8 protein-coding genes and 1 riboswitch are annotated in these 12,697 nt (G+C 45.0%); of the genes, 6 read left to right on the top strand and 2 right to left on the bottom strand.

Annotation, left to right across the window (positions count from 1 at the left end):
- The first annotated feature begins 262 nt into the window (after positions 1–262).
- The 6 genes from emrD (at position 263) to AB4274_RS13095 (ending at position 11,056) form a co-directional block, all read left to right on the top strand.
- Complete coding sequence (gene emrD, locus AB4274_RS13070; RefSeq protein ID WP_017072247.1) at positions 263–1,468, top strand: multidrug efflux MFS transporter EmrD; 1,206 nt, start codon at positions 263–265, stop codon at positions 1,466–1,468.
- Between the two features lie 349 nt (positions 1,469–1,817).
- Entirely contained in the window at positions 1,818–3,908 is a 2,091-nt protein-coding gene (locus AB4274_RS13075; protein WP_372112229.1) for a S9 family peptidase, read from the top strand.
- 169 nt (positions 3,909–4,077) lie between these two features.
- On the top strand, positions 4,078–4,884 hold the full coding sequence (gene xthA / locus AB4274_RS13080) for an exodeoxyribonuclease III (protein ID WP_017070028.1): 807 nt from the start codon (positions 4,078–4,080) through the stop codon (positions 4,882–4,884).
- A gap of 156 nt (positions 4,885–5,040) precedes the next feature.
- Entirely contained in the window at positions 5,041–6,726 is a 1,686-nt protein-coding gene (locus AB4274_RS13085) for a type I secretion system permease/ATPase (protein WP_017062120.1), read from the top strand.
- On the top strand, positions 6,719–8,059 hold the full coding sequence (locus tag AB4274_RS13090; protein ID WP_017070029.1) for an HlyD family type I secretion periplasmic adaptor subunit: 1,341 nt from the start codon (positions 6,719–6,721) through the stop codon (positions 8,057–8,059). The genes AB4274_RS13085 and AB4274_RS13090 overlap by 8 nt, the downstream gene beginning before the upstream one ends.
- A 12-nt stretch (positions 8,060–8,071) precedes the next feature.
- Positions 8,072–8,155, top strand: a riboswitch (cyclic di-GMP riboswitch).
- Positions 8,156–8,185: 30 nt separating this feature from the next.
- Positions 8,186–11,056, top strand: coding sequence for a hypothetical protein (locus AB4274_RS13095; protein WP_372073690.1), 2,871 nt, complete (start codon positions 8,186–8,188; stop codon positions 11,054–11,056).
- Positions 11,057–11,219: 163 nt separating this feature from the next.
- On the opposite strand, the gene AB4274_RS13100 is transcribed toward AB4274_RS13095, so the two are convergent.
- Together AB4274_RS13100 and AB4274_RS13105 are read right to left on the bottom strand one after the other, a co-directional pair.
- Positions 11,220–11,897, bottom strand: coding sequence for an ABC transporter permease (locus tag AB4274_RS13100; RefSeq protein ID WP_017063494.1), 678 nt, complete (start codon positions 11,895–11,897; stop codon positions 11,220–11,222).
- 2 nt (positions 11,898–11,899) lie between these two features.
- A complete protein-coding gene (locus AB4274_RS13105) occupies positions 11,900–12,640 on the bottom strand; it encodes an ABC transporter permease (RefSeq protein WP_017062124.1) in 741 nt (246 codons plus the stop codon).
- Positions 12,641–12,697: the final 57 nt, after the last annotated feature.

Raw genomic sequence — 12,697 nt, forward strand, 5'->3', positions numbered from 1 at the left:
CGCTTTGGACATAGCCAAAACATCGATATTTAGAGGAAGCCCACTCCACCCTCTCCCTCTTTAAAATGTAGCGATTTCGGATTAGTTTTTATAATCCAAGTTATAGATTTTTATCTTGCTCAACTTCACACTTTTTGATTGCTAAGCCCGCAATCAAGCTCTAATATCTCGCGCCTAGATTCCCTGATCACTTTATTCATTTGGCTCTCCTTTAATGGAGCGCTAAGGCTTTTTACGTCTTAATTTTTGGAGAGATACGCAAATGTCCGCCTCGTTTCCATTAGCGAAACTTACCTTTTTAATCGCTATTCTGACTGCCGTAGGTCAAATGACTCAAACGATGTACGTGCCTTCTATCGGTCATATGGCAGGTGAGTTCTTAGTTTCGGCATCTTCACTGCAAGCGGTGATGGCGTGTTACTTGATCCCTTATGGTCTGTCGCAATTTGTTTACGGCCCACTTTCTGATCGCCTCGGTCGTAAACCGATCATCGTGATTGGTTTGATCATCTACATCATCGGTACTTTGGTAGCATTGTTCGCTCACGAATATGAATGGTTCTTAGCGGGCAGCTTTATCCAAGGTTTGGGTATCGGTTGTGGTGGTGCGATGTCTCGAACATTGACTCGCGACTGTTTTGAAGGCGCAGAACTGCACCGTGCAAACAGCTTGATTAGCATGTGTGTGATTTTCTCACCATTGATGGCACCTGTATTAGGTGGTTACCTAACCGAAGCTTTCGGCTGGCGTTCTAGCTACTTATTCCTTGCGCTGTTTGGTATTGCTGTTGTGATCACTATGATGACGAGCATGATGGAAACACTGCCGAAAGAACGACGCAAACATGAATCGGTTGCCAACAGCTACAAATTTGTTCTGTCTGACAAGCGTTTCCAAGGTTTCTTATTAGTATTAGTCGCAACCTTTGCTGGTGTAGCCGTATTTGAAGCAGCGGCAGGTGTGTTGCTTGGTGGCGTACTTGGCTTACCGGCAACCACAGTAAGCTTGCTGTTTGTCTTGCCTATTCCAGGTTACTTAGTCGGTGCAGGCTTATCTAGTTACATCGCACAACGTCGCTCTGAGCGCCGTGCATTGAATGTTGGTCTGGTTGCGATATTGGTAGGCTCAACAGTGGTATTGATACCGGGTCTGTTTGGTCAAACAACAGCATTAACTTTGATTGGCGGTGCCACAATTTACTTCTTGGGCGCTGGCATATTATTCCCAGCAGCAACAACAGGGGCACTTTCGCCATTCCCGTACCACGCTGGTACTGGAGGTGCGATTTTAGGTGGTATGCAAAACCTAGGTGCTGGCATCGCAACACTATTGGCATCGTTCTTCCCAGCTCAAGACCAACTGCCACTCGGTTGCTTGATGATTGCAATGTCATTCATCGCTATGCTTGGTTTACGTTGGGTTAATCGTAAACCTGACCACTCAAATGAAATGCCATTGGCTATTTAACGTAAAGCTCGAATCCTGCCCAAACAAAGGAAAGGGACGTACTGAAAAGTGTGTCCCTTTTTGTTGCACATTTATTCCTTCCACTCTCACGTATCAGTAATTTCATTTAACATTGCTTTGATTTTTTGAAAACAATAACAGACACTTACGATGAAGGTGCATATCCAGAATCCAATTATAAATAATATCACTGGAAGAACACCAACGTACCTGAACTCTCACAACAAAGGATGCTGGCATTAAAACGAGTAAGGTACACACTAAGGATATACAGATGCGTATCGCTTTAACCACATTAGCCGTATCAATAGCGCTTGTCGCCGGATGCAGCAATCAAGGAATCTCAACCATGAACCACTACTCTCAATCACAGCTCGTCGCTCAGCAAACCCAAGCACCCGTTGCTAAGAAAGTCCCTCACGCAATGACGATTCATGGTGACTCCCGAATCGATGATTACTACTGGATGCGCGATGATGCACGCCAAGATCCAGAGATATTGCAACAACTTGAGCAAGAGAATCAGTACGCAGATACGGTGTTGAAACATACAGAAGCAGCACAAAAACAATTATTTGAAGAGATTAAAGGCCGAATCGCGAAAGACGACAATTCGGTACCGGTTCGCAAAGGCAGTTACTACTACTCGAATAAGGTGACAGGCGACAACGAATACCCAGTTCACCTGCGTGAAAAAAACTTTTTAGGCACAGACAAGCAAGTCATCTTAGATGTAAACGAGCTAGCAAAAGAGCATGAATTCTTCAGTATTGGTGGCTTAACGATCAGCCCAGACGAAAACTTGTTGGCCTATGGCGAAGATACGCTAAGCCGCCGCATTTACACCATCAAGATCAAAGACCTCACAACAGGTGAATACCTAAAAGATGAAATTGAAGGCGCTTCAAGTGCTATCGCGTGGCAAAACGACAACCAAGCCTTCTACTACATCAAAAAAAATCCACAAACATTGCTGGGTTATCAAGTTTACCGCCACGTGTTAGGCACAGCTCAGGCAAGCGATCAGTTAATCTACGAAGAAGCCGATAGCGCTTACTACACCTCTTTGAGTAAAAGCAAAGATGGAGAACAGGTCTACATTTGGCATTCGAGCACAGAAACCAGCGGTGTCTCAGTCATCGATGCCAACAACCCAAAGGCTACAGCTGAGGCTTTCTACCCAAAAGAGACCGGCATAGAGTACAGCATCGCTAAGCTAGGTGATTGGTATTACATCTACACCAACTACCAAGCGGTCAACTTCCGTTTAATGAAAGTCACAACCGAAGAGATGCATGATCGCTCAAAATGGGTCGATGTCATCCCAGCAGACGATAATACTCAGCTTGTAGATTTCGAGTTGTTTGATGACCATCTTGTCTACGAGCAACGCGCGGATGGCTTGTCTACAGTGAAAGTTCGCCAACTCTCAACAGGCCACGAGTTTCCACTTGAATTTAACGACACCGCATTTGCCGCTTACCTAACGAGTAACTATGAATTAGATAACGCAAAAGTTCGTATCTATTACAGCAGCTTAACCACGCCAGGTACTTACTATGATTTCGACCTAAGTACAGGTGAATCCGAGCTCATGAAGCAAACACCCGTATTAGGTGATTTCGAAGCGGATAACTACCAATCAGAGCGAATCATGATTACGGCTCGCGATGGTAAGCAAGTTCCTGTCTCTTTGGTTTATCGTAAAGACTTATTTAAGAAAGACGGCACTAACCCAATCTACCAATACGGCTATGGGTCTTACGGCTCTACGATTGAACCTACCTTCAGCTCAACTCGCCTAAGCCTACTGGATAGAGGTTTTGTTTATGCCATCGCACATGTCCGCGGTTCAGAAATGCTTGGTCGCCCTTGGTATGAAGATGGCAAAAAACTGACCAAACAAAACACGTTCAACGACTTTATTGATGTAACCAAAGAGCTTGTTGAAGAAGGCTACGGCGCGAAAGATAAAGTGTTCGCCGTTGGGGGGTCTGCTGGCGGTCTATTGATGGGAGCAATCATCAACCAAGCACCAGAACTGTACCGTGGTATTGGTGCACATGTTCCGTTTGTAGACATTGTGACAACCATGCTCGATGAATCGATCCCTCTAACCACCAATGAATATGACGAATGGGGTAACCCGAACGATAAAGCCTACTACGATTACATGCTGGGGTACTCACCGTACGACAACATTAAGGTACAAAACTACCCGAACATGTTGGTAACGACAGGCCTGCATGACTCACAGGTGCAGTACTTTGAGCCAATGAAATGGGTTGCGAAGCTGCGTGAAATGAAAACAGACAACAACGTATTGCTGTTCAAAACCGATATGGAAGCCGGTCACGGTGGCGCTTCTGGCCGATTTAAACGATTAAAAGAAGACGCACTTGAATACGCGTTCTTTTTGGATTTACTTAAGACTCAATAGATTCTACGTAACTGTAAGTATTCACATCATTTAATGTCGCCATTTTGTCTCTACAAAGTGGCGACAGAAATTATTAAGCATGGTTAAATACGATGAACCATGAAATCCACCAAATCAAAAACCTTTAAAAACAAGCAGTGACAAAGGTTTACGAGAGGTATAAAAACAAATGAAAGTAATTAGCTTCAACATCAACGGTCTTAGAGCCCGCCTTCACCAACTGCAAGCTATTATCGACAAACACCAACCCGACGTGATTGGTCTGCAAGAGATAAAAGTGCACGATGAAGCCTTCCCAATTGCTGATGTTGAAGCAATGGGCTATAAGGTTTACTTCCACGGTCAAAAAGCCCACTACGGTGTGGCAATGTTGTGTAAACAAGAGCCTATTTCTGTGCAGAAGGGTTTCCCAACAGATAATGAAGACCATCAAAAACGCATGATCATGGCGACGTTTGAAGATGAAGATGGTGAAAAGGTTACCGTGCTAAATGGCTACTTCCCTCAAGGGGATAACATCAAGCATGAAACAAAATACCCGTACAAACGCCAGTTCTATAAAGACTTAATGACTTACTTAAACGATTATCACAACAAAGATGAGCAAGTGATTGTGATGGGCGACATTAATATCAGCCCTATCGACGCAGACATCGGCATTGGTGAACCTAATGCGAAACGTTGGTTAAAAACTGGTAAATGTTCTTTCCAACCAGAAGAGCGCGAATGGTTGAAAACATTGATGGACTGGGGCTTTGTAGACAGCTTCCGCTTGCTGCACCCTGAAGTGAATGATCAATACTCGTGGTTTGATTACCGCTCAAAAGGCTTCGTAGACAACCGCGGCCTGCGTATTGATGTAGTCCTAGCGACTCAAAAGCTTGCCGATAAGTGTACTGAAGCTGGCATCGATTACGAGCTACGCGGCATTGAAAAACCGTCAGATCACGCTCCGATTTGGTCGACGTTTAAATAAAATCCAAATTAAATTTCAAATCAAAAATGCACAAGCTTTTGTTTAGCTTGTGCATTTTTTTTACTTAGCTCAAATCCACTCAAAAAGCTTGAGATAGTTCACATTCTCGCCACTGCCCATCTATACTATTTGGACAACCAATGGAGAGAGTTTTGTATGGACGCAAAGCCTTGGGCCGGTATAAATCCAATTAATCTGCGTAGTTTACTTCCGATGATGGTGGTCAGCGGAGCGATCAGCGTATTGATGTTAGTCGTTCCCTTATTCAGCCTTCAAGTGTTTGATCGAGTCCTCTCAAGTCAAAGTTTAGATACGCTTCTATTCTTGGCTTTCATTGCTGTGTTCCTACTTACAGCCCAAGCGTTCCTTGACGCGTCTAGAGCCAAGTATGCACAAAAGAAAGCGATCAAATTTGAATTTATCGCGTCTCAGCAGCTATTTGAACAAACCTCCTTCTCATCGAAATCAAAAGAAAAACATCTGTTCAACGATATAAGTGAGGTAAAGAGCCTACTCTCTTCTCCAGCCTACTTTGTCATGTTTGATCTGCCATTCACTCCCCTTTTTCTTATTATTATGTTTGCGATTCATCCATATATAGGATTAGTCGGTGTGGGTGCCGTTGTTTTTATTCTCATGACAACATTGCTTTCTCATTGGGTTAAATCTAAGCACTTTAAAACCACTTACTTAAGCCAGCTCGCAACACAAAGAAAAAACGACGAGTGCTTTCAAAAACACGCCACGATCTTTAGCCAACATCAACAACAAGGTTTAAGTCAGACCTACCAAGAAATATTGGCGGAGAAGAGCTGGTCTCGAAGCCATTTAGATCAAGCCACCTGTTCACTGAGTGCATTTTCTCGTTACATACGTATGGTCCTTCAACTCATCATCATGGCTGTCGGAGCAAGTCTAGTCATTCAAAATGCCATGTCTGCTGGTGGAATGATTGCGGGTTCAATCCTAATGGCGAGAGCACTCCAGCCAATTGAGATGCTCTCTAGTGGTATTCAAGCATGGAAAACTGGTTTGGATGCAAACAAACGCTTAGCTAAGGAATTTGCTTCTCATACTAAACATACCGAGCGAACCGAGTTGGAAACAATTAAAGGTGATCTGGTCATCGACAACGTCACATGGTTCGCGTCTGAAAAACTTAACAAGCCGACTCTTAATGGTTTGAAGCTAAGACTGGAATCAGGAAATCGAGTCGCATTGATAGGCCCTAGCGGGTCAGGTAAGTCTTCCATCTGCAAAATGATCACTAACGGCATATCGCCCTCAAAAGGTGGCATTTCTATCGATGGACTCAATGTTGAGTTGTGGAATCTGAATCAGTTCAAACACACCGTCGGTTATGTTCCTCAGCACATCGACTTTTTACATGGCACTGTCAAACAAAATATCGCCCGATTTGATTCCAACGTTACGGATAGCCAAATCGTCAGATCCGCTATTCAAGCGGGTGTGCATGATGCTGTTGTCGCCTTACCGAATGGATATGAAACGATTATCGGTTCTTTTGGTCATCAGTTATCTGGTGGACAAGCCCAGAAACTTGCCATCGCAAGAGCATTGGTTTTCTCACCTAAGCTACTCGTGCTTGATGAGCCTGATTCCCATCTCGACAAAGAAGGCGAAGAGTTTCTTGTTTCGCTATTACAATTGGCGAAAGAGAAATCCATTTCTGTCGTGATGGTAACGCATAACCCAAGCTTACTCAGACATGTCGATTGGGTTGTTGAATTGAAAAACGGCCAGATAACGCAAGCAGGCGAAGCGAGTAAAGTTGTCCGGTCGCTCTTCAATGTCGCTTCCTCGGAGGTGTCGAATGGCTAGTATTCATCATGACGATAAAGGTATTCACTTCGACGATGGTAGAAAACTGATCTTTTCTACATTCAAAATACAGGTGTTCATCTGGTTAGTTCTTGTGACTACTCTTGGTGGCTTTGCTGCTTGGGCATACCTAGCCCCGCTTTCTTCTGCTGCCATTGCGCCAGGCGTGATTATCGTAGAATCAAAGCGAAAACCCATTCAGCACTTAGAAGGCGGGATTGTAGAAATCGTCCATGTTTCTGACGGCGACCATGTTCAAAAAGACGAACTGCTCATCACGTTAAGTCACACACAAGCTCAAGCATCGCTTCTAAGGCTAAGAGCTCAGTGGCAAAGTGATTTAGCGCGGCTGAACCGCTTACAATCAGAGTTAGCGAGTCATCAAGAAATTCAATTTGATATGAGATTACTCTCCCTTATGAGTGACCCAAACGTATCAAGCTTACTTGATACGCAGAGTAAACTTTTCAGCAAAAGACAATCGTTAAAATCCGGTGAATCCGATGTGTTACAGCAAAAAGTCGAGCAATCAAAACTTGATCTGCAAGGCTTCCAACAACGATTCTTAGCCGGAAATCGAAGCCTGAAGTATTTAGAAGAACAGGTACAAATGCACCAAGATTTGCTTGTTTCCGGTAACACATCCAAATCTCGCTTATTGGATTTACAGCGAGAACGCTCTCAATTACAAGGTAACGTTGCTGACCTCAAAGCTAGAATCGGACACGCCAAGCGCACCATCGCCGAAGCGAAATTAGAGCTGATCAACGCGGATTATACTTACGCCAAAACGCTCGGCGAAGAGATACAAGATTTAGAACGAAAGCTGAATGAAACCAGAGAAGCTATGGTCAATGCTCAAGATATTCTTACCCGGGTTGAAATAAGAGCACCTCAAAGTGGTGTGGTGGTTGGACTTAATGTGGTCTCCGAAAATGCCATTGTTCCACCCGGTGAAACCTTAATGGAATTGGTTCCGCAAAATGACGAGTTGATTGTAGAAGCGTTAGTCAAGCCAGAAGACATTGAAGCCTTACGAATTGGGTTGGATACCCAAGTAAGACTGACTGCATACAGTTTCCGTAAAACACCACCGATTCGTGGAAAATTAGTCCATATTTCGGCTGACCGCATTAGCGATCAAGCTACAGGATCTTCTGCTTACTTAGCGAGAGTATCGTTAGATAAGTCTGAGCTAGAAGCATTAGAAAACATCTCATTGTATCCGGGCATGCCCGCAGAAGTGATGATATTACTTGAGCAACAAACACCGCTCGAGTATCTACTCAACCCACTCTCTGTGAGCGCCTATAAGGCAATGAGAGAAATTTAACCAAGCGCACAAAGAAGATAAAGCCAAACTCATCGTGAGGTGAGGACGGAAAGCTCCAGATCTCAGGGATGAAGCCGAGATGGCTGGGCTGCCTCTATGTATCGAATGATATGTGAGGAAAAAACGATGGCAGAAGTAACCAATACAGCAGCAGGACTGAAAAGTAATGGTAGCAATGATACCAATATACTAGTAGATGGTCCTAACCTCCCCACCCCAGAATCTAGAGATGTCAACAATGACCTTTCTAACCTCAGCGGCGATAACCTCGAAGTACGAGCCGGTAAAGGCGACGACATTGTGCATGCCGGCAGCGGCGATGACTTTATCGCTGCTGGACGTGGATCGGACACAATTAAAGCAGGTGCCGGAAACGATGTGGTTGAAGCTTGGAATCATTCGCTCAATGCTGGTGATGAAGCCGGCGTTAACCGCGATTTAAGCGCGGCACGCGATAAAGATTTAGAAGCGCTAGGAGAAGAGTGTGTTGACGACATTGTGGTTGCAGGTGCCGGTGATGATTATGTTGAAGGCGGTGCGAACAATGACATTATTTATGGTGACAGAGGCGCTGGTGCAGAATTTGGCGAAAACCTAATCAGCGATGGTGATTTTGAAGCTTTTGACCTTGGCAATACATGGGGAACAGCGCCAAGCGCCGGTGCATGGAACGCCGAGGTTGGCAGTATCGAGATTCAAGAACAACTGCATGGCGGTGTCCCAGCTGATGGTTACGGGACTGATATCGCCAGTGGTCACTTCTTAGAATTAGACTCGCATGGCGCGAATTCAAATTCAACCGTCTCCCAAACATTTACGGTCGATGACGACGGTATATATCAACTCGATTTTTCCTACGCTTTCCGTAATAAAGGAGGCGATAGCACCACCGCTCCTTTCACAGTCCAAATAATGGCGGGCACCGACGTTGTATTCGAGAAGTCTTTCCAAGACATTGACGGCGTCGATGATGATTGGGATCTGTTTAGCGAAGATGTCGATCTCTCTTCAGGAAATTACTCACTCAATTTTATTGCCGACGGCGCAGAAGACACCTTTGGGGCTCTGATTGATAATGTGTCATTGAAGCAGGTACTGCATAACGATGTGCTCATTGGTGATAACGGGCCAGACGCTGCAAATGAAGGCGCCGCTGGGAACGACTTGATTCGAGGCGGTAAAGGGAATGACGTAATTATCGGCGATAACTTTGAAGCGCTGTCGTTTAACGAAGGAACCGGCGAGTTTGAATTAGCGGAGCCAACGACATCCGTCGACCTATCAGCAAATTCAACCGCCTACAACGCTGATGGATCTGTCGGTACCGTTGATACAGGTAATGCAAGTTCTGGCGGTACAGGTTATGGGGTAGATGGCGCAGCAGAGGCTGGCGTGCTTGCTCAAATTGGCTTCAGCTACGACGGCGGTTCTGGTGAAGGTGCATCAGAGATGTTTTCTGTCAGCTTAGACGAACATACAATGATTGCTAAAGTCGGTATATCCAACCTCTACTTAAATGAAGGCGACAATGGCGTAGATGAGGCTGGCCATTGGGCAGCATATCGAGAAGGTATTCTGGTCGCTGAGGGCGATTTCATTGCGAGCGATTTAGCGGATGGCAATAACAACAGCGGTTATCTAAACATCGGTCCTGATGAGACTGGCTTTAAAGCCTTTGATGAACTTCAGTTTACTGCCGTTGGTCCTGCATTTGAAAAAAACGGAAACGCTAATGCCGATTCAAGTGACTACTACGTCACTTCTGTTACCACCGATGGCCTAACGGGTGACGGAACCGATATATTGCGCGGTGGTCGTGGCGACGATGTCATTCTTGGTGGCGACAACGCCAAGGGTGGCGTACCTGAACTCGATCCTGATACGGGTTACTACGATGTAAGTAACTTCAGAGGGACTATTGATGTCACTATGGAAGGCACCGAAGCGGGCTTCGAAAATTCGTTTGGTTACTTCACAAAAGACAGTGAAGGCAATGTAAACGCTGAAGTCATTTGGGGAAATGTGAAGGATCACCTTCCAAACTCTGAAGCTGGCAACAGCTTTAGTCTCGATTTGGGGCACTGTGATGATTGCGTTGATACGCTCGGGTTCTTCATTATCCCAGATGGCGGGAATGACGGTTTCGTCTCAGGCGAAAGTATCGCAATTGACTTAAACACTCAACAAGCGACAAGCTCTAACAATAGTGACCACCCCTTCTTGCTGGGCGTACAAGATTTAGTCGGTAGTAACGGCAACCTTACCTTAGATGTTAGCGGCATTAACAACTTCAATCCGGGTACAGAACTCGGAAATCAGTTCTGGAATGACAACCCTGGCGGTGATGGTGACTTCGATGATGTGGTAACCACCGTTGAAATCGACGACCAACCAGAGCAATTGTTTGGTGGTAAAGGCGATGATTGGCTTGATGGCGGAGACGGAATCGACCATATCAAAGGCGGTAAAGGCGATGACATCATCATTGGTGGTGGTGGTGCAGACGAAATCCGTGGGGGTAAAGGCAACGATACAGTAGCCTTTGATGCAGAGGATACTCTAATTCATGGTGGTAAAGGGTTCGATGTACTGGTCGCCAATGACCCTGGTGGTGTCGATATCGACATGTCGAAGGGGTCAAACATCAATGGGTTTGAAGCAGTCATAGGGGGAGACTCAGCTAATGACAAACTGACTATTTCTCTAGGTAAAACCTTCAATCAAAACCATGACCTTGATGGTAATAGAGCAAAGAACGACGACCAAGTTGCTGAATTCTTTGCTTTAGGAATTGAAGATATCGACGCAAGTCATCTTCAAGGATTCCAATACCAAACCGCAACATCAGTGACGCTAGACCAAGATATGCAAGATAAACTTGGACTCGATGGAACTGAAACGATTACCGCTTATAGCTTCACCAAAGGAGGCAAAGAAGTCATCATCTACACTGATGCATCCTTTGATGGTGATTTCATTGGCGTTAATGAAGTTTAATTGCTTTTTGAACTAGTAAATCAGAAACAAAGTTAAAGGACTTATTGCTTGTGTAATAAGTCCTTTTTGCTTCAAAGAGCTACTCAACTAATTCCTATACAAACCCTAAATAAGAACGGCGCTCAATGAGCGCCGTTTTGTTAACTGTGTGAATACCGTGCAATTAGCTAAGGGGTCTTAGATAAGCAAGGAAACGCTTCTCTGCGAATTTGAAAATCGCAATGATGATAAACGTCAACCCCATGTAAAACAGACCTGCCGTTAGGAAAGACTCGAATGGGGCATAGTAACGAGAGTTAACCAAACGAGCTGCACCGGTTAGATCCATAATGGTTACGATACCAGCTACCGCAGAGCCGTGAAGCATGAAGATAACTTCGTTACTGTAAGCCGGTAATGCACGACGTAGAGCACTTGGTAAGATGATACGACGGTAAGTCTTAGGTGTGCTCATGCCGTAAGCTTTTGCTGCTTCCACTTCACCTTTCGGTAAGCCATTAATCGCACCGCGAATGATCTCAGCAGTATAAGCTGACGTGTTAAGAATGAATGCCACCAAAGCACAGAACCACGCGTTTTCCCATAATGTGTCTTTCACTGGGAAGAATTGGTCCATACCGTAGTAAATCAGGTACAGCTGAACCAGTAATGGCGTACCACGGAAGAAATAGATGAATGACCAAGCCGGAGCATTAATCAGCATATTTGGACTGTTACGAGCGATAGCTAGTGGTATGGCGACGAATAAGCCAATGATCAAAGCAACGCAAACCATCCAAGCCGTTGTCCATAAACCACCAAGATAAATCGGCAGGCTTTCAATTATCAATGAAAAGTCCATAACTACCTCGCGTGGATACTGAATTTACGTTCAACCAGCTTAAGTAAGCCCGTTGAAACACTGGTGAAGAATAAGAAGATAATCGCCACAGTCATGTAGAAAGTGAATGGCATTTTGGTTGAACCCGCCGCCAGTGCACTAACACGTACCATGTCTTCTAGGCCAATAATCGAAACCAGCGCAGTGGTTTTAAGTAATACCAGCCAGTTATTCCCAAAACCCGGTAATGCGTGACGAATCATCTGCGGTAGCAGTATGCGGTGAAACGCCTTTACAGGGCTCATACCATAAGCTTTTGCCGCTTCCATTTCACCGCTGTCGACAGCCATGATGGCACCACGGAACGTTTCTGCCATATAGGCACCGAAAATAAAGCCTATGGTTAAGACACCAGCAACAAATGGGCTGACATCAATATAATCAGGTAAGTAAGCGGTCCATTCGTGGTTAGGATCACTGGATGCAAACCACTCGTTGAGCCACTCGTTGATGGAATACAAACTGTTGTTTAAAAGGATTTGTCCACCAAAGAAAATCAGCATCATCAGTACGAGATCTGGAATGCCTCGAATGACGGTTGTGTAGAGGGTTGCAATAGCACGAGCCCAGCGATAAGGCGCGAGTTTTGCTAAGGCACCTAGCATACCAAGAACCATAGCTAAAATTAGCGACAGCAAGGCAACTTCGATTGTGAGCACCGCCCCTTTCAGGATCGACGCTTCATATCCTTGTAAATCAAACATAATGGATTCCAACAGAACTGCGAAAAAGTTGGTAAGACAGGGAGAGGAGAACCTCTC

Origin of the sequence: Vibrio sp. 10N.261.55.A10 (assembly GCF_041470825.1) — a bacterium.
GTDB lineage: Bacteria > Pseudomonadota > Gammaproteobacteria > Enterobacterales > Vibrionaceae > Vibrio > Vibrio crassostreae_C.

Bases quoted from the DNA above. Each gene is read 5' to 3' on its own strand.
- emrD (WP_017072247.1), top strand. From the start codon at position 263: ATGTCCGCCTCGTTTCCATTAGCGAAACTTACCTTTTTAATCGCTATT.
- AB4274_RS13075 (WP_372112229.1), top strand. From the start codon at position 1,818: ATGAACCACTACTCTCAATCACAGCTCGTCGCTCAGCAAACCCAAGCA.
- xthA (WP_017070028.1), top strand. From the start codon at position 4,078: ATGAAAGTAATTAGCTTCAACATCAACGGTCTTAGAGCCCGCCTTCAC.
- AB4274_RS13085 (WP_017062120.1), top strand. From the start codon at position 5,041: ATGGACGCAAAGCCTTGGGCCGGTATAAATCCAATTAATCTGCGTAGT.
- AB4274_RS13090 (WP_017070029.1), top strand. From the start codon at position 6,719: ATGGCTAGTATTCATCATGACGATAAAGGTATTCACTTCGACGATGGT.
- AB4274_RS13095 (WP_372073690.1), top strand. From the start codon at position 8,186: ATGGCAGAAGTAACCAATACAGCAGCAGGACTGAAAAGTAATGGTAGC.
- AB4274_RS13100 (WP_017063494.1), bottom strand. From the start codon at position 11,897: ATGGACTTTTCATTGATAATTGAAAGCCTGCCGATTTATCTTGGTGGT.
- AB4274_RS13105 (WP_017062124.1), bottom strand. From the start codon at position 12,640: ATGTTTGATTTACAAGGATATGAAGCGTCGATCCTGAAAGGGGCGGTG.